This window comes from Brevundimonas variabilis (assembly GCF_014199945.1).
In the GTDB taxonomy this organism is placed as follows: domain Bacteria; phylum Pseudomonadota; class Alphaproteobacteria; order Caulobacterales; family Caulobacteraceae; genus Brevundimonas; species Brevundimonas variabilis.
On record NZ_JACHOR010000001.1, the window covers coordinates 450,620 to 475,999 of the forward strand.

Consider the following 25,380-nt stretch of genomic DNA (forward strand, 5'->3'; position numbering starts at 1 on the left):
GTCCGAAGTCGTGAAGTCGTACAAGCTTGCTCTCCTGCTCGGCGTCGCCCTGACGGCACCCGCCGGCGCTACCCTCGCCCAGGCCGCACCGCCCGTTACCCAGACGGCCCCCCGGCCCGCCCCGGCTCCTGCCGCCCCGCCGACCCAGACACAGCCGACCGCGCCGGCACAGACGCCCCCCGCGCCGGCCGAAAAGCCTGCGGAGGAAGAAGCCGCGACCGTGGACGAAGTCGTCGTCGTCGCCAGCCCGAACGAGGTCCGCACCTCGATCGACTCGACCAGCTACAGCCTGGCCAACGACCTGCAGGCCACGACCGGCACCCTGGCCGACGCCCTGCGCAATGTGCCTTCGGTCGAGGTCGACCCGGACGGCAATGTCAGCCTGCGCGGCGATTCCAATGTCACCATCCTGGTCGACGGCCGCCCGTCCAGCCAGTTCAACGGACCCAGCCGTGGCCCGCTGGTGCTGCAGCTTCCAGCGGACCAGTACGCCCGCGTCGAGGTCATGACCAACCCATCCGCCGCCTACAGCCCCGAAGGCTCCGGCGGGGTCATCAACCTGATCTCCAAGCCCCGCACCGCCCGGGCCAGCAACACGACGACCGGCTCGCTGCGCGCCAATGTCGGCGACTCGGGCCGCTACAATGTCGGCGGCAATGTCTCGCATGTGAATGGCAAGACCACCCTGTCCGGCGACGTCGGCCTGCGCCACGACGCCTATATCTCGGAGACCGAACGCCTGCGCGAGCGGCTGGACACGGCCTCCGGCCGCTTCCTGCCCTCCACCCAGATCCAGGACGTCGACGGCACCTCCAACAGCGTCTTCGTCCGCCTGTCGGCCGAGCACAATCTGGATGACAAGACCCAGTTCGTTGCCGAGGTGCGCCACACCGATGTCGACAGCACCGGCGACACGACCGAGACCTTCGAGGCCCGCAATGCGCTGGGCGGCATCGCCTCGGCCTACAACCGGTCTTCGGTCGGCGGCTTCCAGGGCCAGTTCTCCGGTGCCACCGGCCGCGTCCTGCGCCGCTTCGACGACCAGGGCCACGAATGGACCAACGAACTCCGCCTGGACCGCAACAAGTTCAGCTTCGGCGGCGACACGGTCACCAACACATCGGTCCCGGTCCGGGCCCCGTTCTTCGAACTGATCGACAACCAGAACCTTCAGAACCAGATCGGCTTCACCAGCGCCTATGTCCGGCCCCTGGCCAACGGCGGTCGCCTGCGTCTGGGCTATGAGCTTCAGGCCACCATGCTGGAACTGGACAACTCGGTGGCGCGCGGATCGACGCCGACCGGTCTGACGCCAGACCCGCTGGTCTCGAACCTGTTCAACGTCGACCAGACGGTCCACGCCGCCTATGTCACCTACGAACGGCCGTTCGGCGAGAAACTGTCCGCCCAGTTCGGCCTGCGCCTCGAACAGGCCAACCTCGACCTCGATCAGGTGACCGGCAACATCCAGACGTCCCAGGACTATTTCCGCGCCTATCCGACCGGCAACCTGTCCTATCAGCTCAGCGACACCCAGACCCTGCGCGCCAGCTACAGCCGCCGGATCCAGCGCCCGGGGCCAGGCGACCTGAACCCTTTCCTGACCTTCGGCGACCCCCAGAACCTGCGCTCCGGCAACCCGGACCTCCTGCCGCAGGAGACCGACGCCCTGGAGTTCAGCTGGCAGCGCCGCGTGCAGCAGACCTTCTACCAGGCGACCGTCTACTACCGGAACACCAACGACGCCTTCACCCAGACTACCACTGACCTCGGCAACGGCGTCTTCCTGACCCGGCCCGAGAACCTGGGCTCCAGCACCTCGACAGGGCTTGAGCTGGTTGCCAACGGGGCTCTGCTGCCGACCCTGCGCTACAATGCCAGCGTCAACCTTTTCCGCCAGGAGATCGACGCGGCGGGCATTCCGGGCGGCTCGGACCGGTCGGGCGAGAGCGTCTCGGGACGGCTCAGCCTCAACTGGCAGGCCACTCCGGCCGACTTCGTCCAGGTCTCCGGCGTCTGGAGTGGTGACCAGCTGCTGGCCCAGGGCACGCGCGAGCAGTCGACGCTGGTCAATTTCGGCTATCGCCGCAAGCTGAGCGACAAGTGGTCCCTGCAGGTGACCGTGCGTGATGTCTTCGACGACTTCGGCTCGATCACCACCATCACCACCCCGACCTTCCGCGACCGCGCCGACCAGACCTTCGGCGGCCGGGCGGCCTACATCGGCCTGACGTGGAGTTTCGGTGGTGGCCAGCGGCGGCCGGAGCAGTTCGACTTCGCCCCGCCCCCGACCGGCGGCTGATCCCTCAGCCCCGCGTCTCCCAGGCCAGCCAGGCGGCCACGAGCACCAGTCCGCCCGCCATCACAGCGCGCAGGACCGGACCCTGCACGTGCTTCACCACGGTGCCCTTGGCCCCCGCTCCGCCCAGCACGATCACACTGTGCACAGCGACCGCCACGACCAGATGCAGGCTCCCCAGAGCCAGCGCCTGCGTCAGCGGGGCCCCGTGGTCCGGCCGCATGAAGGTCGGCAGCAGCGCCACATAGAAGACCGCCGCCTTGGGGTTCAGCAGATTGCCGGTCAGCCCCCTGAGAAACAGTCCGCGCAGGCTGCGCAGGTCCGGCCCGGCCCCCGTGTCCGCAGCCGGCTCGCGCCAGGCCTCCCACGCCAGCCAGAGCAGGAACAGCACCCCGGCCCAGCGCACAGTCTGGAACAGCCAGGGGAAGGCCAGCAGCACCGACGTCAGGCCGAAGGCCGCCGCCACCATCCAGACCGCCAGCCCCAGGGTCACGCCCGCCACCGCCGCAAACCCGGCGAGCCGTCCCCGCCCCATGGCCACCAGCGCAAGCCAGCCCATGTTCGGGCCCGGCGTCAGTTCGATCAGCGACACCGCCACCAGAAACGGCAGGATCACGGACGGATCGACGGGCCAGAAGGCGTGGGGCATGCCGTTACACTACGCCATCCTGCGCGCCCCTCTTGTGTGGCCGCTCCGCCACACCCAACTGCGTCTCACAGGCGTCGCCCATCCGGGGACGCCGTGCCATCATCCGCCGCCTCAGGGGATACCGCCGTGAATCTCGACCTCTATTCCGACCGCGCCAAACAGGCCGTCCAGTCCGCCCAGACCCTGGCGCTGGCCCGCCGTCACCAGCAGTTCGCCCCCGAGCACCTGCTCAAGGTGCTGCTGGAGGAACGCGATGGCCTCGCCCGCAATCTGATCAAGGCGGCGGGCGGTGATCCCGGCAAGGCCGAGACCCTGGTCGAGACGGCGCTGAAAAAGCGCGCGCAGGTCAGCGGCGGCAATGGTCAGCTCTATCTGGAGGGCGACACCGCGCGCGTCTTCGCCGCCGCCGAGGAAGCCGCCAAGGCCTCGGGCGACGCCTTCGTGACCACCGAACGCCTGCTCTCGGCCCTCGCCCGCGAGGGCGGTGTGGCCGCCGAGGTCCTGAAGTCGGTCGGGGCCACGGCCGCCGGGCTCGACGCCGCCGTCACCGAGGTGCGCAAGGGCAAGACCGCCGACAGCGCCGCCGCCGAGGACGGCTATGACGCCCTGAAACGCTATGCCCGCGACCTGACCCAGGCCGCCCGTGACGGCAAGATCGACCCGGTCATCGGCCGCGACGAGGAGATCCGCCGCACCATCCAGGTCCTGGCCCGTCGCACCAAGAACAATCCCGTCCTGATCGGCGAGCCCGGCGTCGGCAAGACCGCCATCGTCGAAGGTCTGGCCCTGCGGATCGTCAATGGCGATGTGCCCGAGAGCCTGCGCGAGAAGAAGGTCATGAGCCTGGACATGGGCTCGCTGATCGCCGGCGCGAAATACCGCGGCGAGTTCGAGGAGCGGCTCAAGGCCGTCCTGTCCGAGGTCACGGCGGCCGAGGGCGGCATCATCCTGTTCATCGACGAGATGCACACCCTGGTCGGGGCTGGAAAGGGCGACGGGGCCATGGACGCCTCCAACCTGCTCAAGCCCGCCCTGGCACGCGGCGAGCTTCACTGCGTCGGGGCCACGACCCTCGATGAATACCGCAAGCACGTGGAAAAGGATGCGGCCCTGGCCCGTCGCTTCCAGCCGGTCATGGTCGACGAACCGTCGGTCGAGGACACGGTCTCGATCCTGCGGGGCCTCAAGGAAAAGTACGAGGTCCACCACGGGGTCCGCATTTCCGACAGCGCCATCGTTGCCGCCGCCACCCTGTCGAACCGCTACATCACCGACCGCTTCCTGCCGGACAAGGCCATCGACCTGATCGACGAGGCCGGCTCGCGCGTGCGCATGGCCGTCGATTCCAAGCCCGAGATCCTGGACGAGATCGACCGTCGTCTGGTCCAGCTCAAGATCGAGCGCGAGGCCCTGGTCAAGGAGACCGACCCTGCCTCACAGGCCCGGCTGGACAAGCTGGAAGGCGAGATTGCCGATCTTGAAACCGAATCCGCCGACCTGACCGCCCGCTGGAAGGCGGAGAAGGACAAGGTCGGTCAGGGGGCCCAGCTGCGCGAGACGCTCGACCGGCTCCGCGCCGAACTGGCGGCGGCGCAGCGCGAGGGTGACCTCGCCCGCGCCTCGGAGATCGCCTATGGCCAGATCCCCGGCATCGAGAAATCCCTCGCCGAGGCCGAGGCCAATGAGGCCGACGGGGCCACGGCCCTGGCCCCCGAGGTCGTGGATGCGGCCCAGATCGCCGCTGTCGTATCCCGCTGGACCGGCGTTCCGGTCGAGAAGATGCTGGAGGGCGAACGCGAGAAACTGCTGGCCATGGAGAATGCCCTGCGCGCCCGCGTGGTCGGTCAGGACGAGGCGCTGGAGGCCGTTGCCGACGCCGTCCGCCGGGCCCGCGCGGGCCTGAACGACCCCAACCGTCCGCTGGGCAGCTTCCTCTTCCTCGGCCCCACGGGCGTGGGCAAGACCGAGCTGACCAAGGCCCTGGCCGGTTTCCTGTTCGACGACGACGCGGCCATCACCCGCATCGACATGAGCGAATACATGGAGAAGCACGCCGTCAGCCGCCTGATCGGTGCCCCTCCCGGCTATGTCGGCTATGACGAGGGCGGCGCCCTGACCGAGGCCGTGCGTCGCCGTCCCTATCAGGTCGTGCTGTTCGACGAGGTCGAGAAGGCCCACCCGGATGTCTTCAACGTCCTGCTCCAGGTGCTGGACGACGGCCGCCTGACCGACAGCCAGGCCCGCACGGTCGATTTCAGGAACACCCTGATCGTGATGACCTCCAACGCTGCCGCCGGCCAGATCGACCTCGCCCCCGACGAGTCCGCCGAGGACGCCCGCGGCCGCGTCACCACCGCCCTGCAGATGGAGGGCTTTCGCCCCGAATTCCTGAACCGGATCGACGAGATCATCCTGTTCAAGCGTCTGGGCCGCGACCAGATGAGCGGTATCGTCCGCATCCAGCTGGCCCGGCTCGACACCCTGATGGCCGACCGCCGCCTGACGCTCGACGTCGACGACACTGCCCTCGCCTGGCTCGCCGACCGCGGCTACGACCCCGACTTCGGCGCCCGCCCCCTGAAACGCGTCATCCAGAAGGACCTCGTCGACCCCATCGCGAGAAAACTCCTCGCCGGCGAATTCGAGGACGGCGCGGTGATTTCGGTGTCAGCCGGGGAAGCCGGGTTGGCGATCGGCAAGGCCAGGGTGCACTGAGACTCCTTCTCCCCCTGCGGGAGAAGGTGCCCCGGAGGGGCGGATGAGGGGTCAGGCGGGATGTCGTGATCTGCTTGGCCGACCGCCGTTCACAGGCGTGCGACCCCTCATCCGTCACGCTTCGCGTGCCACCTTCTCCCGCAGGGGGAGAAGGACGGGAGTTGAGTTCCTGGATGCGATCACGTATAACGTGTATAGCTTCCTGCCCCCATCCCCCACCCTGACGTGTCCAATCCTCGCCTGCAGAGCCTCGCGAAACGCATGCGGCGCGAGCCGGTCGTCCACGAACGCAAGCTCTGGCGTCTCCTGCGGGACCGCCGGTTAGACGGCATGAAATTCCGGCGTCAGATGGTCATCGGCCCCTATGTAGTGGACTTCGTCTGCCTGGGACACCGGCTGATCGTGGAAGCGGATGGCCCTTTCCACGACGAATCCCGCGATGCAGCCCGCGACACCTGGCTGACCCGTCAGGGCTTTCGCGTGCTGCGGTTTCCGAATGCGCAGATCGAGCAACGCGACTGGGAAGTCGTGGCCAGGATCATCGAGACCGTAAAGCGCTAACGACCCTTCTCCCCTTGCGGGAGAAGGTGGCACGCGCAGCGTGACGGATGAGGGGCTGCATCGAAGTCAAACGCTGAAGTCTTCGGTCCTCACGGCCCGCCTGACCCCTCATCCGCCCCTTCGGGGCACCTTCTCCCGCAAGGGGAGAAGGGTCATCCCGCGCCTAGCCCTTCAGGACCTCGACCAGGGTCGAGCCCAGGCGGGCCGGCGACGGCGAGACTGTGATGCCGGCAGCTTCCATGGCGGCGATCTTGGATTCGGCATCGCCCTTGCCGCCGCTGACGACGGCACCGGCGTGGCCCATGGTCCGGCCCTTGGGCGCGGTGCGGCCTGCGATGAAGCCGGCCATCGGCTTCTTGCGGCCCTTCTTGGCCTCATCGATCAGGAACTGGGCGGCGTCTTCCTCGGCGCCGCCACCGATCTCGCCGATCATGATGATCGAATGGGTCTCGGGGTCGGCCAGGAACATCTCGAGGACGTCGATGAACTCGGTGCCCTTGACCGGGTCGCCACCGATGCCGACGGCCGTGGTCTGGCCCAGGCCCTCGTTGGTGGTCTGGAACACGGCCTCATAGGTCAGGGTGCCGGAACGCGAGACGATGCCGACATTCCCCTTCTTGAAGATGGAGCCGGGCATGATGCCGATCTTGCACTCGTCCGGGGTCAGGACGCCGGGGCAGTTCGGGCCCAGCAGGCGGGACTTCGATCCCTCCAGCCGGCGCTTGACCTTGACCATGTCCATCACCGGAATGCCTTCGGTGATGCAGGTGATGAAGGGGATCTCGGCCTCGATGGCCTCGATGATGGCGTCGGCCGCGCCTGCGGGCGGCACATAGATGACCGAGGCATCGGCGCCCGTGGCGTCACGGGCATCGGCGACCGAGGCGTAGATCGGCAGGCTCTCGCCATTCGACCCGGTCCAGGTCTGGCCGCCCTTGGTGGGGTGCACGCCCCCGACCATCTGGGTGCCGTGATAGGCCAGCGCCTGTTCGGTGTGGAAGCCGCCGGTCTTGCCGGTCAGGCCCTGGACGATGATCTTGGTGTTGCGGTCGACGAGGATGGACATGGTTCAGCTCTGAATGAATGCGGTCAGCGGGACGGTGGCGGCTGTGATCAGCCGACCGCCGCGACGATCTTCTGGGCGGCGTCGTCGAGGTCGTCGGCAGCCTGGATGGTCAGGCCCGACTCGTTCAGGATCTTCTTGCCCAGCTCGGCATTGGTGCCTTCCAGACGGACCACCAGCGGCACCTTCAGGCCCACTTCCTTGACGGCGGCGACCACGCCCTCGGCGATGACATCGCATTTCATGATGCCGCCGAAGATGTTGACCAGGATGCCCTGGACGGCGGGGTCTGCGGTGATGATCTTGAACGCCGCCGCGACCTTGTCCTTGCCGGCGCCACCGCCGACGTCACAGAAATTGGCCGGCTCCTTGCCGTACAGCTTTATGATATCCATCGTCGCCATGGCCAGGCCCGCGCCATTGACCATGCAGCCGATGTTACCGTCGAGGGCGACATAGGCGAGGTCCCACTCCGAGGCCTCGATCTCCTTGGCGTCTTCCTCGGTCTCGTCGCGCAGTTCCTTGATGTCGGCATGACGGAACAGGGCGTTGCCGTCGAAGCTGACCTTGGCGTCCAGGACCCGCAGGTGACCGTCCTTCATGACGATCAGGGGATTGACCTCCAGCATGGCCATGTCGGTCTCGACGAAGGCCTTGTACAGGATCGGAAACAGGGTCTTGCCGTCCTCGGCCGCCGCGCCGGTCAGTTCGAAGGCGGCGCTGATCCGGGCCACGTCGGCCTCGGTCACGCCGGTTTCGGGGTCGATGACGATGGTCTGGATCTTCTCGGGCGTGTCATGGGCGACGGCCTCGATGTCCATGCCGCCCTCGGTCGACACGACGAAGGCGATCCGGCCATGCTCGCGATCAACCAGCAGCGAGCAGTACAGTTCGCGGTCGATGTCGGCACCGTCCTCGATGTACAGGCGGTTGACCTGCTTGCCGGCGTCGCCCGTCTGGGCCGTCACCAGGGTGTTGCCGAGCATTTCCCTGGCGTGGGAAACGGCTTCCTCGACCGAGAAGGCCAGGCGGACACCGCCCTTGGCGTCCGGGCCCAGTTCCTTGAACTTGCCCTTGCCGCGCCCGCCGGCGTGGATCTGGGACTTCATGACATACAGCGGGCCCGGCAGGGACCGGGCCGCAGCCTCGACCTGATCGACAGCGGTGACCGCAACGCCCTCGGCGACCGGTGCGCCAAAGCCCTTGAGAACCTGTTTGGCCTGGTATTCGTGAATGTTCATGGGGAGGGTCTCGCCGACGCTGGGAGGAAAGGTCCGGGGGCTTATAGGCGGGCTTTTTTCATTTCGCTACCGGCGCGGGCCGCCCACGATGCATTCCCGGTTCGTCTTTCGTCGAAGTGGGGGACTGGCGTTGTCCGGAACGCACCCCTAAACGGCGCCCATGCCGAACAGCCCGTCCCGCGCCGTGCCGCTGCTGATCCTGCTGGCCGCCGCCTGCGTGCTGGGCCTGGCGCCGATTCTCGTGCGCCTGACCGAGACAGGCCCGGCAGCGGCAGGCTTCTGGCGGTTCCTGTTCGCCATGCCGCTGTTGCTGCTCATATCGGCCAGGCCGGGCGGCGAAGGCATTGGCAGGCCCTCGAAGTGGATGATGCTGGCCGGCCTGTTCTTCGCCCTCGATCTCGGCTTCTGGCACTACGGCATCGTCATGACCTCGGTCGCCAATGCGACGGTGCTTTGCAACCTGACGCCGGTCGTGGTGACGCTGATCGGCTGGTTCGTGTTTCGCGAGCGGCCCCGCCCCCTGTTCATCCTGGCCCTTGTCCTGGCCATGGGCGGTGCGTTTGCGATGGCGGCTGCGGCCAGCGGGCAGCAGGGGACCAATCCCCTGCTCGGTGACCTGCTCTCTCTGTCAGTGTCGTTCTGGTACTCGGGCTACTTCCTTGCGGTGAAGGCCGCCCGGTCCACGGCCGGGGCGATGCGCGTCACCCTCTGGGCCACGGCCGTCGGCATTCCACTGCTGGGCGGCGTGTCCTTGCTGCTCGGCGAGAACATGATCCCTGCCAGCGGTTCGGGCTGGGCCGCCTGTGTGGCAATGGGAGTCATGCACGTCGCGGGGCAAGGCGGGGTGGCCTGGTCACTGGGCAAGCTGCCGGCCGCCATTACCGCCGTCACGATCCTCATTCAGCCGATCGTGGCGGGGCTGCTCAGCTGGTGGATCTTTGGCGAGACGCTGACGCCGATCCAGGCCCTGGGCGGTGCGCTGGTGCTGGCTGCGATTGTCCTGGCCCAGTGGTCGACCCGGAAACCGGGACCGGACACAAAAACGGGCACCGGGTCGAAGGACCCGGCGCCCGCAATCTGATATCGGATCTAGAGAACCTTGAGGTTCACCGCCGAGGTCTTGCCGCGCTGGGATTCCAGCTCGTATTCGACCTTGGCATTTTCATCCAGGCCTTGCAGGCCCGCTTTCTGAACGGCGGTGATGTGGACGAAGACGTCCGCGCCGCCGCTTTCCGGCTGAATGAAGCCGAAGCCTTTTGTGGGGTTGAACCACTTGACCGTGCCGGTCGCCATACTGCGCTCTCCATAAACGCGCTTTTCCAGGCAGGTTCTCACGAGGATGAACCCGTCAGTCCATCTGGACAGCTCGTTCAGGCGAAGGAGCGAAACGCGGGTTTGGACCCCACGCGAAATCCGGACTGCAACAGCGTTTTCCAACGACAATGCAAAACGGTCAACCGGATTCCGAATCAGCGGCAGCGCGTCGCGTGCGCGACGGCCCGGTTGCACATAGCCGATAGGACGCAGCGTCAAGGTGGAAGTGATCCTTGTGCGCATCATTGTAGTCGGGCGTGAGCACGGTGGAGAACACGCGGCAGGCCCCGTCGCGCAGCCGCTTCAGCAGCACGGCCCCGTCTCCGCCAGCGGGTCCGGCCCCGTCCCAGTCGCCCAGAAGCGTGACCTTGCGGCCGTCCTCCAGCGTCAGCCCGGCGACGTCCAGGGCATTGGCCCGGGCATGTTCGCTGGGCCGGGCGCTGGCATCCACCGAGCCATAGACCCGACGGCAGCTGTAGGTGCCCAGATTGTCCACCCGCGCCACATCCGACCCCATCACCTCCGTGGCGGCCGGTCGCAGCACCTGGCGGTCCCACAGCACATAGCGGACCGCGAGAGGGCAGGTCATGACCACCGACGGGCTGAGCGGGGTCACATCGCCCCCGGTGATCCGCACCGCGCCACGCACCTGGCAGAAGCCGCCGTCATCGGTGTCTTCTGCCCGTTCGACCTGGACATCCGCACCCCTGAGGGCCGCCATACAGGCTTCGGTCGTGGCCTCGACCTGATCCGGAGCCGCGGTCCGGGCGATGTCGAAGGCCGCCACCTTGGTGCCCGTCGCGCTGCCGATCGGCCGGTTCAGGTCCAGCGGCACCCAGGGCAGATCCTGCGGCGGGGCAAACAGGTTGAGCAGGGCGAACAGGGCACAGAGGCCGAGCGTGGCCTCCCACAACAGGTTCCAGAAATCGGCAACATCACGCTTCATACCCGCCCAGTGTGACGGGCCCCGCGCGCTCCGGCCAGCCTAGATCGCCCGGATGAGCCCGGGAATCAGACGCTGGCAGGCTGGACTACCCTTTTCGGCATCGTTGGAGACGGCGACGAAGGCCCGGCCCAGCGCGGGTGCCACCCAGGTCGAGGCGTACCACATCGTGTTCGAGCCATTGTGGGTCAGGGCGGGGCCCCGAGCCCAGGGCTGACCCGCCGCAACGATCCATCCGCCGGCATAGGGTGGGCTGCCGGTGCCCATCGCGGTCGTCAGGACGGCCAGGGTCGCGGGCGTGATCCAGCCCGCGCCGTCCTTGAGGAACACGCCGAGGAACCGGGCATAGTCGGCCAGGCTCATGTGGGCGGTTCCGGCCGGGCCGAGCGCGAGCGGATTGTCCGAGCCGGGGTCGGTCGCTTCGATCGCCGCCCCGCTGCGATGGCCGCGGGGCTGATCGCCGGACGGAGCGCCGAAACCGCCGGTCGTGATACCCAGAGGCGCGAACACCTCGGCCCGCATGGCATCCTCCCAGGCCAGTCCGGTGATCCGTTCGATCACGGCCCCCAGCAGCACGTAGTTGGCGTTGGCATAGGCAAAGGTCCCCGGGGTCCCGGCCGGAGGAACGGACAGCATGGCCTTCAAAAGCGCTCGACGCTGCTCTGGCAGGGCACGCGGCTCGGCCCGCGCCGTCATCAGCCACATCCGCCCCATGGCGGTATCGTCACTGAGCCCCGCAACGTGGCCCATCACCGCCTCGACCGGAACACTGCGCCAGGCCGGATCCATGGCCACATCCGGCAGGAGTTCCGACAGGGTGGCCCCCCAGCCCGCCCGGCCCTGATCGACCAGCCGCCCGTACAGGGCCGCCGTCATGGCCTTTGTATTGGAGCCGAGATGCCATCGGTCATCGACGGTGACAGACTCTGCCCCGCCCGCCTGACGGACACCCCGCGCACCGGTCCAGATCGGCCCGTCGACACCCACCACCATGCCGGCAAGGGCCGGCACCCCACCCGCGGCGAAGGCGGCATCGAGGGCGGTCTCCAGCGCCGGCGTCCGGGCCAGGGCAGCACCGCCCGGAAACAGGCCCAGCGCTCCGGCCCCTGCCATCATCTGTCTGCGTGAGGTCATCATACCCGACAGCCTAAGCCCAGCCTCTCGACGCGCCAGTGAATAAGTCGCAACCTTGTACCTGAACCGGAGCCGTCACCATGGGCAAGTCTGCCGACTACGAGACCGAACTGAACTCTCTGCAGATAGAGCTGGTCGAGACCCAGCACTGGGCCATCGAACAAGGGTTGAGGGTGCTGATCGTGCTGGAGGGGCGCGACAGCGCGGGCAAGGACGGGGCGATCAAGCGGATCACCGAATATGCCTCGCCCCGCCAGACCCGGGTCGTCGCCCTGCCCAAGCCCACCGACCGGGAACTGGGCCAGTGGTATTTCCAGCGCTATGTCACCCATCTGCCCGCAGCCGGTGAAATGGTCCTGCTGAACCGGTCCTGGTACAATCGCGGCGGGGTCGAGCCGGTGATGGGGTTCTGCACCCCGCGGCAGCACGCGGCCTTCCTGGGCGATGCGCCCCGGTTCGAACGGATGCTGGCCGACGACGACATCGTGGTCATCAAATTCTGGCTCGACATCACCAAGGACGAACAGGCCCGGCGACTGGCGGAGCGGATCGAAGACCCGCTGAAGCGGTTCAAGGTCTCGTCCCTGGACGCCGAGGCCCAGGCGCGCTGGGACGCCTATTCGGCGGCTCGCGACACCATGCTGGCCGCCACCCACAGCACCCACGCGCCCTGGACGGTCATCGCAACGGACGACAAGAAGACTGCCCGCCTGAACATCATCCGTCACATCCTCCATCGCCTCGACCGCCCGGGCGCGAAGGTCGCCCGGACCGACAAGGCCATCGTCTTCCCGGCCCACAAGGCCAAGGGTCGACTGGCCCCCTGAGGAGCGACTGGAAAAAACCGTCTCGATCGTCTTGTCCTCCCCGCACAGCGGGGAGGGGGACCCCGCAGGGGTGGAGGGGCCCCGTCCGCAGCACCGACGCTCCGTGTCCGGGTCCGCCAGCCCCTCCACCGCTTCGCGGTCCCCCTCCCCATCGCTGCGCGACGGGGAGGAAAGAGAAGGTAACACGGTCGCCAACCGTGTCGGGCTGGTGGGCAGTTGATATCCGGAAGTGCTAGACCCCTGGCATGTCCTCCGCACCCCTTCCTGATGCCGGTCGCAACTGGGTCGACGAGCGCGCGCCCGAAGGGCTGAAGCCCTGGCTGAAGCTCGGCCGGTTCGACCGGCCGATCGGGATCTGGCTGCTGCTGCTGCCGGGCTGGCAGGGCATCACCCTGGCGCTGTCGCAGTTTCGGTCGATGCCGGGGCTTTATGAACTGTGGCTGTTCGTCGGGTTCGGGCTGGGGGCCTGTCTGATGCGGGCGGCGGGGTGTGCGTTCAACGACATCGTCGATCGCGACTTCGACGCCCGGGTGGCGCGGACTGCGAGCCGCCCGATCCCGTCCGGCCGGATCAGGGTGAAACAGGCCTGGGCCTTCGTTGTCGGATGCAGTCTCGTCAGCCTCCTGATCCTGCTGACGCTGAACCTGACCGCCATCCTGCTGGGCGTGGGGTCGCTGGCGCTGGTCGCGGCCTATCCCTTCATGAAGCGGATCACCTGGTGGCCGCAGGCCTGGCTGGGCCTGACCTTCAACTGGGGCGCGCTGATGGGGTTTGCGGCGACCGCAGGCTTCCTGGCCTCGACCGGGGGGGCGTTCCCGGCCGCCGTCTGGAGCGCTGTCGGCCTTTATCTGGGCGGGGTGTTCTGGACCCTCGGCTATGACACCATCTATGCGCTGCAGGACATCGAGGACGATGCCATGGTCGGGGTCAAGTCGACCGCCCGGCGTCTGGGTCGGTCGGCAGCGCGCGGGGTCGGCCTGTTCTACGGGATGGCTGTCCTGCTGGCCGTGGCGGCGGGGGCCGTCGCGGAACTCGGTCCGCTGTTCTTTGCCGTCATCGTCGCCTATGCCGCCCATCTGGCCTGGCAGGTCCGGTCGCTACGTCTGGACGATCCCGTTCTGGCCCTGAAGCTGTTCAAGTCCAATCGCGAAGCCGGGTTCATCCTACTGGCGGCCATCGCCCTGGGCTGGATCCCGTTCTGACCCTCGACCGGAGAGCCTCCTGATGTCCGTCCCTGCCCCGATCCGCCTGATGATCCTGTCGGCCGCCGTGCTGGCTACGCTGTCGGCCTGCAATCGCGACGACGAAAAGGCTGGTGCGCCTGCCTCCACCGCGACCGGGGCGGTCGTGGCCACGGCGCCGGCCACGCCGCTGAGCTATGAAAGCAAGACCCCCTATGCCGAGGTCGAACTGACGCTGGATCCGGCGATCACGGCCTATCCCGATCTGCACGCCCAACTGTACCAGACCGCCGTCCGGGAGCTGAACCAGTTCAACGAGGGCGCCCAGGCCGACCGGACCGAGGCCGGCGGAGACGCCGGTCAGGCCGCCTATTCCCGCACGATCGCCCTTGTCCCCGCCGCCGAGACGCAGCGCCTGTTCGCCCTGAAGCACGACGTCTACGAGTTCACCGGCGGGGCCCATGGAAATGGCGTGTCGACTGGCATCCTCTGGGACAAGACCGCCCGGCGCCAGATCAGGCCCACCGACCTGTTCCGCGCCGGAGCGGACCTGAAGGCCATGAACACCGCCCTGTGCGCCGCCATCAACGCCGAGAAGCGGACGCGGGGCGAAGGGGTGGAGCCGGTGACCGCCGATGGCGATCTGTGGGCCTGTCCCGATGCCTCGGCGACGCCCTTTACCCTGGCCCCGGGCGCCAATGGCAAGGCCGGCGGGCTGCTGTTCCTGGTCGGTCCCTATGTCGTCGGTCCCTATGTGGAAGGCAGCTATGAAGTCGTGGTGCCAACCGCGGCCTTCGCTCCCCTGCTGGCCCCCGACTATACCGGCGAGTTCGGGTGATCCATCGGCCTCAGGGCTGACGCAGAAATTCGTCGACGATCTCGGCGAACCGTTTCGGCTGATCGGCCATGATGAAATGGCGGCTGCCGTCGACGCGGATCAGCCGGACACCGGGCAGGGCGGCATATTCGCGGGACCACAGGCCATCGGCCAGCGCCGCCGGAGCCCCGCCGTCGGCATCCGCCGCATAGGGTGCCCAGACCGGGACGGTCATGGTTGCCAGACCGGGCCGCACATCCGTCAGCATGACGTCGCGGATCGCGGCGGCCATGGCCTGCCGGTCCGAGGCCAGGGACCAGTCGACCATGGCCGTGCGCGTCGCCGGATCACGGGCCATGCCCACGGCCGTCGCCGTCTGGCTGTTCAGGAAGTCCGGGGCAGAGGCCGTCAGGATCGAGGCCGCCGCCTGGGCTGCAAACGGGCGGGCCATTTCGACAGTGACCTGGGGCCCGAACAGGGCCGAGTAGAACGGCAGGCTGTCGACGCTCATCACCCGGCCGACCCGGTCGGGGTACTGCTGGGCCAGCATGATGGCCGACAGGCCACCCATCGAATGGCCGATGATGGCCGGGCTTTGCAGGCCGGCCTGCTGCACATAGGCAGCCAGCGCATCGATGACAGGCTGGACGAAGGGTCCGTCCCCGTGGGTCCAGGGCTCACCCGCAAATCCGGCCAGTTGCACCTGATGGACCCGGTGGGTCGCCGACAGACGGACCGCGGTCGCCGTCCATACGGCGCGCGAGGACGCAAAGCCGGGGATCAGGATCACATCAGGGCCGGCTCCGGTCACGACAACGGACAGGCGGTCGCTGGCGAAGGTCGGCGCGGGCGCCGAGGCAACGGCGGGCGAGGTCTGGGCAAAGGCCTGTGCGGCGACTGCGAGGACGGGAGAACAGGCGGCCAGGGCGATGGCAATGGCCTGGGCCCGGGTCAGGGGCTTGCGGGGGGACAGCGCGCGCAGCATCGCACGCACCCGGGACAGGGCGTTGAACATGGTCGTCTCCTAAGTGTTTTGTGGTGTCCGCCGGCCTCAGCCGTGCGGGTTCTCGAAGATGTCTTCCACGGGCCGCTCGAACAAGCTGGCGATGCGATACGCCAGGTCCAGCGACGGGTCGTGCTTCTCGGTCTCGAGGGCGTTGACCGCCTGTCGCGACACGCCCAGCCGGTCGCCCAGATCGGCCTGGGTCCAGCCCTTTTCGGTGCGCAGCAGTTTCAGCCGATTCTTCATGCGTTGCTGTCCCGGATGAAGGGCGAGACGACGCCGAATGCGCCCCAGAACAGCGGATAGATCAGCCAGGCCGGCAGATGGGGCGCGCCGGCGAACGTCTCGCCGAAGCCCCAGAAGGTCGCGGCGGCCATGGCCAGACCCGCCGCCACGATGAACTGTTTGGCTGTGACCGCGCGCACGAACTCGTCACTTTCGCGCATCAGCGACAGCGTGGCCCAGATCTGGCCGATGACCGGCGCGGACACGGTGGCAGCCAGAAGCCAGGCCGAGGGGGTTCCCATGATCTCGTCGAAGGCGTCCGTCGTCATCATCGCGATACAGATCGCCATATACGGCAGCATGAACGCGAGGGTACGGATGACATAGCGTCGATGGGCGGCCGTCCCGGTCTTCCAAAGGCTCAACATGACATTTCCTCCTGACACTTTGTAAGGCCTACCTTACATCGACAAAATGTCATGTCAACATTACTTTTTGTCAGCCCTGCCTGACGTTGGAAAATGCGTCGTCAAAGGGTATCGCGTGAGACACCGGACCGACCTAGAAAGCCGTCATGACCCAGCTACCCGACCTGACCGCCTGGCTGTCGAGCCAGACCGTGGACCCCGCCACTCGCGAGGCCGTCCTGTGTGTTGCTGCTGCCTGCGTCGAGATCGGGCGGGTCGTGGCCCTGGGGGCCATCGAGGACAATCTGGGCGTCGCGGGCGGCATCAATGTCCAGCAGGAAGAGCAGAAGAAGCTCGACGTCCTGTCCAACGACATCCTCAGCGAGGCCCTGCTGGCCTGCCCGGCCGTCGCGGGACTGGCATCCGAGGAGCTGGACACGGTCCAGGTGACGGACCGGACCGGCGGGGTGCTGGTGACCTTCGATCCGCTGGATGGGTCCAGCAACCTGGACATCAATGCGCCGGTCGGGACCATCGTCTCGATCCTGCCTGCTGCCGAGGGACGGGCCTCGACGGAAGCCGACTTCCTGCGACCCGGGCGGCATCAGCTCGCGGCCGCCTATGCCCTGTATGGCCCGCAGACGGTGCTGGTGCTGAGCGTCGACCGCGACGTCGCATCCTTTACCCTCGATGCGGACGGCCACTGGCGCCTGACCCAGGACCGGATGGTCGTACCGGAACAGACGCGGGAGTTCGCCATCAACATGTCGAACCAGCGCCACTGGGCCCCGGCGGTACGGGCCTATATCGACAGCTGCCTGGCCGGACGGGACGGACCGCGCGGCAAGGATTTCAACATGCGCTGGGTCGCCGCCATGGTGGGCGACGTGCACCGGATCCTGACCCGGGGCGGCGTCTTCCTGTATCCTTGGGACGCGCGCGAGCCGGACCGGCCGGGCAAGCTGCGTCTGCTCTATGAAGGGGCCCCGATGGCCCTGCTGATCGAGCGTGCCGGCGGGCTGGCCACCGACGGTAAACAACCGATCCTGGACATCGTCCCGACCGCCCTGCACCAGCGTGTCGCCATCGTGCTGGGCTCGGCCGAGGAAGTGCGGCTGGCGGGCTGAGGCGAATGGACGGTCAGCCCGCCGTCGCGCACCGACAGGCGTTGCGGATTCCACGCGATCTGCCCTAGCCTGACCGGGTTCAACCGGGAGCGCCCCATGAGACATCTCGCCAAGGTGTTGTTGTCCGTCGTTTTGCTGGGCCTGCCGGTCGGCGCGGGGGCACAGGAGGCGGGACGCCTCATCTCAGCGGATCCGGTCGCCCAGGCTCCCGACGGGGTGCAGGCTTGGCGGGTGCGCTACTGGACCCGGGACGACCGTCTCGGGATGCGCGAGGTCTCGGGCATGGTGCTCGCGCCGAGCGGAACGCCGTCACGCCAGCCTCGACCGGTCATCGCCTGGACCCATGGGACATGGGGTACGGCCACCCAATGCGCGCCGTCGCAAAGCGCAAAATTCTTCGAGGCGACCCCGGCGGTGGACGCCGTGCGGGATGGATATGTCGTGGTCGCCCCGGACTATCCGGGCCTGGGCAATCCGGGAGCCCATCCATATCTCGTCGGGGTGACGACCGCCCGTTCCGTCCTGGACGGTGTCCGGGCTGCCCGGGCGCTGCCCGGGGCGTCGGCAGGCCCACGGTTTGCGGTATGGGGGGAGAGCCAGGGCGGGCATGCTGCGCTGTGGACCGGCCAGCTCGCGGGTGCGGAAGGAAGCGACCTCCAGCTCCTGGGCGTCGCGGCAGCGGCTCCGCCGACCGATCTCGCAGCCAATTTCCGCCAGGCGGGTGATCCCAGCGCCAGGGCGTTTCTCACGGCGCTCGCAGCAGACAGCTGGTCCCGGTACTATGACATCCCGCTGGTCATCGGTCGGCGGACGACCCCCCGGATCATGCGCCGCCTGGCCAACACCTGCGTGTCCGTCGACAGTACACCGAGGCTGGGTGCCCTGGTCGGCATCATCGCGCTCCGGCGCGATCTCAGGAGTTTCGACTTCGCGGCCACACCGCCGTGGGCAGACGTCGTAGCCGCCAACAGCACGTCGCCGGTTTCAAGCGTGCCGGTCCTGATTGCACAGACCCGCGACGATCCCCTGGTGGCTCCGGCGGTGACCCGCACGTTCGCGCAACGCCTCTGTGCCAACCGCGTTTGGGTCCGCTGGATCGACCTGCCAGGCGGAGACCATGCGACGACTGGCCGACAGAGTGCAGCACCGACCCTGGAATGGATTTCCGGCCTCTTTGCCGGAACACCCGCCTCGAACGACTGCGCGACGATCTGATGGACGCGCCAGGCCTGTCGACGCCGCGCTGAGCAACGCACCTACAGCGGCAAGGCTCGGAGCCTGCGACAGCAGGCCCTGGCCCATCGCCTGCCCTGAAGGCAAAGCCCGGCGCGCCCTGATAACCCTCGGGTGTCCGTCCGGGGCGTAAGGATGCCGTGGATCATATTGGCCAGCAGCCGAAAAAACCTGGTCCTGTGCATTATGACGGAAGCTTAAGCTGCCCCGTTTGACGCGTGGCGCTACGGGACCGGTCATGCCCGGCGTGTCGGCGGGCCTGTTCGTTCAAGAGAAGCGCCATGAAATCACTCATCTTCGCGGCCATGCTGACGGCCCTGCCGGCGCTTGCCCTCGCGCAGCAACCCGCCCCGGTCAGCGGGACAGGTCCGTATGCGCCTGCGTTCGATCCCGCCTCATTGCGTGCCGGGATGAGTGGCCCAGCCACCCGCGTGATGGTTATGGGGACGATGCATCTGGCCAACCTGAGCGGGTTCGAGCCCGACCTGCTGAGTCCGGTGCTGGACCGGCTCACAGGCTATCAACCCGATATCATCGCCATCGAGGCCGTGTCCGGACAGGAATGCGACCTGTTCCGCCGGTTCCCCAGCCGGTTTGCCGCGTCCACGGAAGGCTATTGTCCCTCCACCGACGCCGCCCGGGAAGCCACCGGCCTGGATGTGCCGGAGGCGACCGCCCGGATCGATTCCCTTCTGAAGGAATGGCCGGACCAGCCGGAGCCGAAGGACCGTCGCGCGCTTGCCGCCCTGTTCCTCGCGGGGGGCGAACGGACGTCTGCGCTCGTCAACTGGCTTCAACTGGCGCCGCAGGATCAGATCGCGGCAGATGGCCTGAACGATGTCCTGGTCGAACAGCTGCGGTCACTGGCCCGACGCCAGAACGAGAATGAGCAGATCGCGGCCGTGCTGGCCGCGCGCCTTGGCCTGAACCGGGTCCATCCGATGGACGATCACACGGCCGACGCGGTTGCCGCGGGTTTTGACGCGCGCGTCGGCAAGGCCGTCAACGAGGTCTGGGCCCAGCCGAACCCGACCCTCGTCGAGATGCAAGACCAGCCGGTGGATACGCCGGAGGGTCTGCTGCAGACCTTCCGGTTCAACAACCTGCCGTCGACGCAGGTCGGCCAGGCGCAGGCCGAGATGGGCGGAGCGCTGGCACATGCCTCGCCCGAGATGTCGGCGAGAAAATACGTTGCGTGGTGGGAAGTCCGGAACCAGCGGATGGCCGCCAACATCCGCGCCAGTTTCGCGGATCGCCCGGGATCAAGGGTGCTCGTCCTGGTCGGCTCGTCTCACAAGGCCTACCTCGATGCCTATCTGGCGGCCATTTCCGAAGTCGAACTGGTCGATCCGCTCGACATCCTGTGAAGGGTCTGTCCTCCCCGTCGTTGCGGGACAGGGAGGACGGACGTCCTGATCAGTAACCGGGAGCCCGACCATTGAGAACGCGATCAATGGCGGCATTGCGGGCGCTGCGCTTGGCGCTGAGTCCGCGGAACGGACGGGGCGCGCCCGGGGTCGCCCAGCGGCGATCCTGGGACGTGAGGCTGGACTCAGCAGCAGCGGGCCCGATCGAGCCGCAACGGTCCGGGCAGGCCGTTTCCAGACTGGCGACCTGCAAGGGGGCCGAAGCGCAGGCGCTGATACCAAGCAGCATCAGGGCAGAAAAACCGATCGTGCGGAAAGCGGGACGCATGGCAGCCTCCTTGAAAACGCCCGGGAACTTCAGGGCAGGCGAGAAGTAGAACCCTCAAATCCATTCGCGTCAAGGATGAGCGAGAGCTGATCCTTATGCCCGGGTTATACCGTCGGCTGTTTCCCGCATGGCGACCTGATGCAGGGACATGGGAGTCTGGGCCGGTCGGCATCCTTCGCCACGCCCGAGTTCCAACCATGGTCCTGCTCCCCGATATTCCTCCCGCTCCAACCCCGGCCGTCATCCAGATCCAGCCCGCAGGGGCAGGCTGGCAGCTGACATCCAGCGACGGTCTGTTCTTCGGCCTCTTTCGAGACCGGGGATCCGCCCTGAAACATGCCCGGAGCGAGGCCGAAATCCATCCCGGCCATGTCGTCATCGTCCGTGAGACCCTTTCGTCGCGCGCCGGGCCGCCATCCCGGCTCGCCGGAGGGGTGGGCGTGGCATGAGCCGTTCCAGCCTTCTGAGGGAGTCCATCGCCATGGACCGCCAGCCGCGGCCCACCGTCTGGTCGATGGCGATGACGCTGATGGGCGTGTTCTTCGGGGTTGCGCCAGCCACCCGAACAAATCTGCACGAACCGTCCGAACCGACAGGCAAGGCGTCCCGCCGATGATGTCCGGCTATCTGGATACAAACCTGCCGCCGCGGCCGAGGCCCGGCCGCACCTATGAGATCGTCAAGCGAAACGGAGGCTGGTGCATCGGCCGCAACGGGGTCTTCACCGGACCTCTGGCCGGCAAGGCGGCCGCACTGGCCCTGTGTCGCCGGCTGCAGAAACAGGCCGACAGGCTTGCGTGATGACAGCTGGCAGATCCCTTGAACGCGGGTTCGTGACCCTGACGGGCGGGGTGATCGCGATCCATGCGGCGGAGACCGTCGGGGCCCTGGGGCTCGGCTATCTGGGGCGCCTGCTGTTTCACCGCACCCTCGGGTGAGGCGAACATTGCCGATGACGCGGCATGACAATCCTGCGCAGGGTGGATGCCATGGTGCTTCACGACCCCGCGGCCTTCATTCTCGCCAACACCCGGCTGCAGACCGTGCCCCATGCGCCCGAGATTTCCCTCTGGCTGGCCGACGAGATCACGCCCATCTGGAAGATGACGGAGGAGGAACTGGGGGCCCTGGGCTTGCCGCCGCCATTCTGGGCCTTTGCCTGGGCCGGGGGGCAGGCCATCGCGCGCTGGCTGCTGGACAATCCCGAAGAGGTACGCGGCCGGACCGTACTGGACTTCGCCACGGGGTCGGGTCTGGTCGGGATTGCGGCGCTCAAGGCCGGGGCGGCATCGGTCACAGGCTGCGACATCGACCCGTTCTGCGCTGCCGCCGTCGCGGTCAATGCCCGGGCCAATGGCGTGACCATGGGCTTTACCGGCGAGAACCTTCTGGACAGCCCGCCGCCCGCCGTCGATCTGATCTGCGCTGGCGACGTCTGTTACGAAAAACCGATGACCGAGCGGGTGCTGGACTGGCTGGCCAGCGCCCGGGCGCAGGGAACGCGCGTGCTGCTGGGCGATCCGGGGCGGACCTATCTGCCGAAATCGGGGCTGACCTTCCTGGCGGAATACCGGGTGCAGACGACGCGCGAGCTCGAGGATTACGAGATCAAGCGGACCTGCGTCTGGTCGCTCTAGCGCGGGTCAGAGCGCAGCGGCCTCGTGCGCCAGCAGCCAGCGCTTGCGCTCCAGCCCACCGGCATAGCCGGTCATGGTGCCGTTGGCTCCGACGACCCGGTGACAGGGCACGATAATCCCGACCGGATTGGCACCGTTGGCCAGACCGACCGCGCGCACGGCCTTCGGTCGGCCGATGGCGGCGGCCAGCTGGCCATAGCTGCGCGTTTCACCGGCGGGAATGCTGCGCAGGGCGGCCCAGACCTCGCGCTGGAACGGCGTGCCAGCCGTCGCGACCGGCAGGCCCTCCAGGGCCCGCGCGTCACCGCCGAAATAGGCCCGGACGCCTGCGCGCACCGGCTCGGGTGCCTGGCCTGGTGTCAGCTTAACCTGACCATAATGGCGCGCGAGCAGGCGCAGCATGCGGGGCTCGTAGTCGACGAAATCCAGCGCCCGCACGACGCCTTGCGCATCGGTGACCAGCAGGACCGTACCGACCGGCGTCTCGATCCGGTCGAGGGTAAAGGCTTCAGGCGGCCTGGCGGTCATCATGCGTCTCCGTCATCAGTTCATCGATTTGCAGCCCGGCCGCCGCGAGATGCGCGAGGCCATAGGCGCGCCAGGGACTCCAGGGTTCAAGCCGTGCGAGGTATCGCGGCGACAGGCCCTCGGGCAGGCGATCGCTCGGCGCGTCCGCCCCCGTGTCGCACCACTGGCCCGCCAGCCGCAGCCCCGGCCGCGCTGCCAGCAACGGCCTGAGGACCGGATCGGCCGACAGGTCCCGCGCGATCGCCTCGGGGTCTGCCGAAAGGTCGAAGACCCTGCGTACCCGGGCCAGGACCCCCGGCAGGACCCGAAGGTCCGACACCGCCACCGTGACGGCCAGCCGACCGGGCTGATCTGCGGTGACCATGACCTGCCCGTCGGCTCCATCGATATCCTGCGTCAGGTTCCGGCTCCAGACGCTCTCCGCGACCGCATCCCCGCGCGCCGCCAGCGCGGCCATCAGCCTGCCCAGATCGAGAGGTGGGCGGTATGGCAGGGTCAGACGCACGCCGCGCTCGCTGACCCGCTCGGCGCGCCGCCGCAGGGCCGAGGGCGGGCGGCCGTACAGGCCCTGGAAGGTCTCGTTGAACCGGCGCACGCTGCCAAACCCGGACGCCAGGGCCACTTCGGCCATCGACAGGTCCGTCTGATGGATCAGGGTCTTGGCCAGAAGGACGCGCCGGGTCTGGGCCACGCTGACCGGGGCGGCCCCCAGATGCTGGCGGAACAGGCGGCGCAGCTGTCGCTCTCCGACCCCCAGCCGCCCGGCCAGAGCCTCGACGTCGCCGCCCGTCTCCGAATGGGCATCCAGCGCCCCGGCCTCGATCAGGCTCAGTGCCCGGCTGACGGTGTTCGAGGTCCCGCGCCAGGCCCCCATGTCAGGGGCTGTCTCGGGGCGGCAGCGCAGACAGGCCCGGAAGCCCACCTCTTCCGCCGCCGCCGCGCTGGCGACAAAGACCATGTTCTCGCGTTTCGGGGTGCGCGCCGGACAGACCGGCCGGCAGTAGATCCCGGTCGTCTTCACGCAGCCGAAGAAGCGTCCGTCGAACCGGGCGTCGCGTGTCAGCACGGCGCGGTAGCAGGCCTCCGGGTCGAGTTGCGGGGTCGGTTCCATGGCTGCACGATGGACCGGGCAAACGCCGATGTCTCGCGGTTTTCGGACATGGATTGCCCGTCAGGCCCTGCCGCGGATGGCGGTCGCCAGGTGCCGCAGCATCGAGAAGCCCAGGGACAGGATGGCACCCGCAAAGACCCAGCTCAGGATGAGGGACAGGGCACCGGTGTTGCCGGACAGATCCCGGGGCCCGTCATCGAAATCGCGCAGCCGCTCGAACATCAGCTGGGACCATCCCCCGATGACCCGGATCGAGGTTTCGCCGTCTGACAGGGTGAACCAGTGGCCGACCTGGAAGATGGTCCAGAGGATGGCGATGCCGACGCCGGCGGCGACGACCTGCAACCCGGCAATGAACCGTACCCACTGGGGCCGCATCAGTCGCAGGAGTTCGATCCACAGCTGGAAGATGGCCAGCAGCAGGATGGGCACGAAATTCGCCGCCCAGACCGGTGCAACCGTCAGCAACTCGCCGGTCCGGCTCAGGGTCACGGGCTGCATGCCGGACGTCTGGAACCCGCCCCACCAGGCGATGAAGACGCCAAGGACAAGGATGCCGAAGATCGCCTCGCCTGCGGGCCACCGGGCCGGGGCCTTCGGTGCCGCCCAGGCAGCGGCAGCGGCAGGCCTTTCCTTCTCTCCGGTCATGGCGGCGCGCCAGGCCTCGGGATCGGACAGTTTCAGCACCGGCAGGTCCTTGACCCGCCAGTCGGTCATGAAGCCCGGCCGCCAGCCGGTGCGCTCGATCACATAGGCCGCGACCGTGGCGATGCCGATCCAGACCAGCCCGGCCTCGAACGGGATTATGAACAGATGGCGGATCGCGTCCTGGAAGCCCCCCGCGCCCGCAAACAGGCTGAAGAACACATCGACCAGATGCAGGGCCACGATGATCAGCAGCCCCGCCTTGACGGCAAACAGCCACCAGGGGAACAGGTCCGGCCCGACCAGATGCTGGGGCCCCTTGCCGTAACGTGCCGCCACCACAAGCGGGTGGCCCATCTCGCGCAGGATGGCCTCGCGCTCAGAGTCCGTCAGGTCGCGCCCGAGGGCGGCTTCCCGTTCCTCGAACCGGGTCAGCAGGGTGTCGCGCAGCTCGGCGATGATGTCCTCGCGCTGGCCCCGGTCCAGCTGGGCCGCAACCGCAGCCAGGTAATGCTCAAGCAGGTCCATGTCGGTCCCCTTCCCCCTGAAATGTCAGATGATCTTGTCGAGCGAGGCATTGATGCCCCGCCATTCGGCTGCCAGCGCCGCCAGCATGTCGGTGCCCATCGGCGACAGCCGGTAGAACCGCTTCCTGCGCTTTTCTTCCTCGCGCCATTCACTGGTCAGCAGGCCCTGCGTCTCGAGACGGCGCAGCAGCGGATAGAGGGTGCTTTCCTCCATCTCGATCCCGTCCCCGGCCAGGGCTTGGCGCAGGGTATAGCCGTACCGCTCCTCCCGCAGACGGGCCAGGACAGCCAGCACCAGCGACCCGCGCCGCAGCTCCAGCCGCATGGATTCAAACAGGTCCGCATCGAATGACACAGCGTCGCTCCGTGACGTCACATAGTGTGTGACAAACAGTGTATGCGACATACTGTGTGAGGGAGTCAAGCGCACCCCTCCACCGCTTCGCGGTCCCCCTCCCCGCTGCGCAGGGAGGAAAGCGCCTTTCCTCCCCATTCGGA

At 67.8% G+C, this 25,380-nt stretch carries 29 protein-coding genes; 15 read left to right on the forward strand and 14 right to left on the reverse strand.

The annotated features are described in order from the left end of the window. Window positions 1–10: 10 nt before the first annotated feature. Window positions 11–2,302, forward strand: coding sequence for a TonB-dependent receptor domain-containing protein (locus GGR13_RS02125; RefSeq protein ID WP_183211803.1), 2,292 nt, complete (start codon window positions 11–13; stop codon window positions 2,300–2,302). 4 nt (window positions 2,303–2,306) lie between these two features. Here the strand turns inward: GGR13_RS02125 and GGR13_RS02130 are convergent, their stop codons facing one another. Further along, window positions 2,307–2,948, reverse strand: coding sequence for a LysE family translocator (locus GGR13_RS02130; RefSeq protein ID WP_183211804.1), 642 nt, complete (start codon window positions 2,946–2,948; stop codon window positions 2,307–2,309). A 126-nt stretch (window positions 2,949–3,074) separates the two neighbouring features. On the opposite strand from GGR13_RS02130, the gene clpB reads away from it, so the two are divergent. Both clpB and GGR13_RS02140 read left to right on the forward strand, forming a co-directional pair. Continuing rightward, window positions 3,075–5,663, forward strand: coding sequence for an ATP-dependent chaperone ClpB (gene clpB / locus GGR13_RS02135; protein ID WP_183211805.1), 2,589 nt, complete (start codon window positions 3,075–3,077; stop codon window positions 5,661–5,663). A gap of 261 nt (window positions 5,664–5,924) precedes the next feature. Next, on the forward strand, window positions 5,925–6,224 hold the full coding sequence (locus GGR13_RS02140) for an endonuclease domain-containing protein (RefSeq protein ID WP_183211806.1): 300 nt from the start codon (window positions 5,925–5,927) through the stop codon (window positions 6,222–6,224). A 163-nt stretch (window positions 6,225–6,387) separates the two neighbouring features. On the opposite strand, the gene sucD is transcribed toward GGR13_RS02140, so the two are convergent. Next, window positions 6,388–7,290, reverse strand: a complete 903-nt coding sequence (gene sucD / locus GGR13_RS02145; RefSeq protein WP_183211807.1) for a succinate--CoA ligase subunit alpha — start codon at window positions 7,288–7,290, stop codon at window positions 6,388–6,390. A 47-nt stretch (window positions 7,291–7,337) separates the two neighbouring features. Continuing rightward, on the reverse strand, window positions 7,338–8,528 hold the full coding sequence (sucC, locus tag GGR13_RS02150) for an ADP-forming succinate--CoA ligase subunit beta (protein ID WP_183211808.1): 1,191 nt from the start codon (window positions 8,526–8,528) through the stop codon (window positions 7,338–7,340). A gap of 160 nt (window positions 8,529–8,688) precedes the next feature. Between sucC and GGR13_RS02155 the strand changes: the two genes are divergently transcribed. Beyond that, the gene (locus GGR13_RS02155; protein WP_183211809.1) at window positions 8,689–9,609 is read left to right on the forward strand and encodes a DMT family transporter; all 921 of its coding nucleotides are present in this window, start codon (window positions 8,689–8,691) and stop codon (window positions 9,607–9,609) included. A gap of 8 nt (window positions 9,610–9,617) precedes the next feature. Here GGR13_RS02155 and GGR13_RS02160 read toward each other — a convergent pair whose 3' ends face one another. The 3 genes from GGR13_RS02160 to GGR13_RS02170 all read right to left on the reverse strand — a co-directional run bounded on the left by GGR13_RS02160 (window position 9,618) and on the right by GGR13_RS02170 (window position 11,919). Beyond that, window positions 9,618–9,821 carry a cold-shock protein gene (locus tag GGR13_RS02160; protein WP_183211810.1) on the reverse strand — a complete coding sequence of 68 codons (204 nt, stop codon included), beginning with the start codon at window positions 9,819–9,821 and terminating at the stop codon, window positions 9,618–9,620. A gap of 160 nt (window positions 9,822–9,981) precedes the next feature. Further along, window positions 9,982–10,788: an extensin-like domain-containing protein gene (locus GGR13_RS02165; protein ID WP_183211811.1), complete on the reverse strand. Its 807-nt coding sequence runs from the start codon at window positions 10,786–10,788 to the stop codon at window positions 9,982–9,984. A gap of 39 nt (window positions 10,789–10,827) precedes the next feature. Beyond that, entirely contained in the window at window positions 10,828–11,919 is a 1,092-nt protein-coding gene (locus tag GGR13_RS02170) for a serine hydrolase domain-containing protein (protein WP_183211812.1), read from the reverse strand. 80 nt (window positions 11,920–11,999) lie between these two features. Between GGR13_RS02170 and ppk2 the strand changes: the two genes are divergently transcribed. From ppk2 to GGR13_RS02185, 3 genes are all read left to right on the forward strand, one after another. Further along, window positions 12,000–12,746, forward strand: coding sequence for a polyphosphate kinase 2 (gene ppk2 / locus GGR13_RS02175; RefSeq protein ID WP_183211813.1), 747 nt, complete (start codon window positions 12,000–12,002; stop codon window positions 12,744–12,746). Window positions 12,747–12,991: 245 nt separating this feature from the next. Then, a complete protein-coding gene (gene ubiA, locus GGR13_RS02180) occupies window positions 12,992–13,948 on the forward strand; it encodes a 4-hydroxybenzoate octaprenyltransferase (protein ID WP_183211814.1) in 957 nt (318 codons plus the stop codon). Between the two features lie 22 nt (window positions 13,949–13,970). After that, window positions 13,971–14,765, forward strand: a complete 795-nt coding sequence (locus GGR13_RS02185) for a DUF3298 and DUF4163 domain-containing protein (protein ID WP_183211815.1) — start codon at window positions 13,971–13,973, stop codon at window positions 14,763–14,765. 10 nt (window positions 14,766–14,775) lie between these two features. Here GGR13_RS02185 and GGR13_RS02190 read toward each other — a convergent pair whose 3' ends face one another. The 3 genes from GGR13_RS02190 to GGR13_RS02200 are packed head-to-tail and all read right to left on the reverse strand — an operon-like array spanning window position 14,776 to window position 16,400. After that, window positions 14,776–15,759, reverse strand: coding sequence for an alpha/beta fold hydrolase (locus tag GGR13_RS02190; protein WP_246347635.1), 984 nt, complete (start codon window positions 15,757–15,759; stop codon window positions 14,776–14,778). Between the two features lie 36 nt (window positions 15,760–15,795). After that, a complete protein-coding gene (locus GGR13_RS02195; protein WP_183211816.1) occupies window positions 15,796–15,993 on the reverse strand; it encodes a helix-turn-helix transcriptional regulator in 198 nt (65 codons plus the stop codon). Continuing rightward, window positions 15,990–16,400, reverse strand: coding sequence for a hypothetical protein (locus tag GGR13_RS02200; RefSeq protein WP_183211817.1), 411 nt, complete (start codon window positions 16,398–16,400; stop codon window positions 15,990–15,992). The genes GGR13_RS02195 and GGR13_RS02200 overlap by 4 nt, the downstream gene beginning before the upstream one ends. A gap of 146 nt (window positions 16,401–16,546) precedes the next feature. Between GGR13_RS02200 and GGR13_RS02205 the strand changes: the two genes are divergently transcribed. The 3 genes from GGR13_RS02205 to GGR13_RS02215 all read left to right on the forward strand — a co-directional run bounded on the left by GGR13_RS02205 (window position 16,547) and on the right by GGR13_RS02215 (window position 20,106). Then, on the forward strand, window positions 16,547–17,506 hold the full coding sequence (locus GGR13_RS02205) for a class 1 fructose-bisphosphatase (RefSeq protein WP_183211818.1): 960 nt from the start codon (window positions 16,547–16,549) through the stop codon (window positions 17,504–17,506). Between the two features lie 96 nt (window positions 17,507–17,602). Beyond that, window positions 17,603–18,721 (forward strand): lipase family protein, encoded by a 1,119-nt coding sequence (locus tag GGR13_RS02210; protein ID WP_183211819.1) that lies wholly within the window; start codon window positions 17,603–17,605, stop codon window positions 18,719–18,721. 299 nt (window positions 18,722–19,020) lie between these two features. After that, window positions 19,021–20,106 (forward strand): DUF5694 domain-containing protein, encoded by a 1,086-nt coding sequence (locus GGR13_RS02215; RefSeq protein WP_183211820.1) that lies wholly within the window; start codon window positions 19,021–19,023, stop codon window positions 20,104–20,106. 49 nt (window positions 20,107–20,155) lie between these two features. Here the strand turns inward: GGR13_RS02215 and GGR13_RS02220 are convergent, their stop codons facing one another. Further along, complete coding sequence (locus tag GGR13_RS02220; RefSeq protein ID WP_183211821.1) at window positions 20,156–20,434, reverse strand: hypothetical protein; 279 nt, start codon at window positions 20,432–20,434, stop codon at window positions 20,156–20,158. Window positions 20,435–20,631: 197 nt separating this feature from the next. On the opposite strand from GGR13_RS02220, the gene GGR13_RS02225 reads away from it, so the two are divergent. Genes GGR13_RS02225 through GGR13_RS02245 form a run of 5 tightly spaced genes read left to right on the forward strand, consistent with a single transcriptional unit; the run spans window position 20,632 to window position 22,071 of the window. Next, window positions 20,632–20,883: a hypothetical protein gene (locus GGR13_RS02225; RefSeq protein WP_183211822.1), complete on the forward strand. Its 252-nt coding sequence runs from the start codon at window positions 20,632–20,634 to the stop codon at window positions 20,881–20,883. Beyond that, window positions 20,880–21,050, forward strand: coding sequence for a hypothetical protein (locus GGR13_RS02230; RefSeq protein ID WP_183211823.1), 171 nt, complete (start codon window positions 20,880–20,882; stop codon window positions 21,048–21,050). Before GGR13_RS02225 ends, GGR13_RS02230 begins: the two co-directional genes overlap by 4 nt. Next, window positions 21,047–21,235 carry a hypothetical protein gene (locus tag GGR13_RS02235; protein WP_183211824.1) on the forward strand — a complete coding sequence of 63 codons (189 nt, stop codon included), beginning with the start codon at window positions 21,047–21,049 and terminating at the stop codon, window positions 21,233–21,235. Before GGR13_RS02230 ends, GGR13_RS02235 begins: the two co-directional genes overlap by 4 nt. Then, window positions 21,235–21,372 (forward strand): hypothetical protein, encoded by a 138-nt coding sequence (locus GGR13_RS02240; RefSeq protein ID WP_183211825.1) that lies wholly within the window; start codon window positions 21,235–21,237, stop codon window positions 21,370–21,372. The genes GGR13_RS02235 and GGR13_RS02240 overlap by 1 nt, the downstream gene beginning before the upstream one ends. A gap of 24 nt (window positions 21,373–21,396) precedes the next feature. Beyond that, on the forward strand, window positions 21,397–22,071 hold the full coding sequence (locus tag GGR13_RS02245; protein WP_246347636.1) for a class I SAM-dependent methyltransferase: 675 nt from the start codon (window positions 21,397–21,399) through the stop codon (window positions 22,069–22,071). Between the two features lie 6 nt (window positions 22,072–22,077). Here the strand turns inward: GGR13_RS02245 and GGR13_RS02250 are convergent, their stop codons facing one another. From GGR13_RS02250 to GGR13_RS02265, 4 genes are read right to left on the reverse strand one after another with little or no spacing between them, the layout of a single operon-like run. Continuing rightward, complete coding sequence (locus GGR13_RS02250; protein WP_183211826.1) at window positions 22,078–22,599, reverse strand: methylated-DNA--[protein]-cysteine S-methyltransferase; 522 nt, start codon at window positions 22,597–22,599, stop codon at window positions 22,078–22,080. After that, on the reverse strand, window positions 22,580–23,710 hold the full coding sequence (locus tag GGR13_RS02255) for a bifunctional transcriptional activator/DNA repair enzyme AdaA (protein ID WP_183211827.1): 1,131 nt from the start codon (window positions 23,708–23,710) through the stop codon (window positions 22,580–22,582). Before GGR13_RS02255 ends, GGR13_RS02250 begins: the two co-directional genes overlap by 20 nt. Window positions 23,711–23,770: 60 nt before the next feature. Continuing rightward, window positions 23,771–24,883, reverse strand: a complete 1,113-nt coding sequence (locus tag GGR13_RS02260; protein WP_183211828.1) for an HAAS signaling domain-containing protein — start codon at window positions 24,881–24,883, stop codon at window positions 23,771–23,773. A gap of 24 nt (window positions 24,884–24,907) precedes the next feature. Beyond that, window positions 24,908–25,237, reverse strand: coding sequence for a PadR family transcriptional regulator (locus GGR13_RS02265; RefSeq protein WP_343060278.1), 330 nt, complete (start codon window positions 25,235–25,237; stop codon window positions 24,908–24,910). Between the last annotated feature and the right edge of the window lie 143 nt (window positions 25,238–25,380).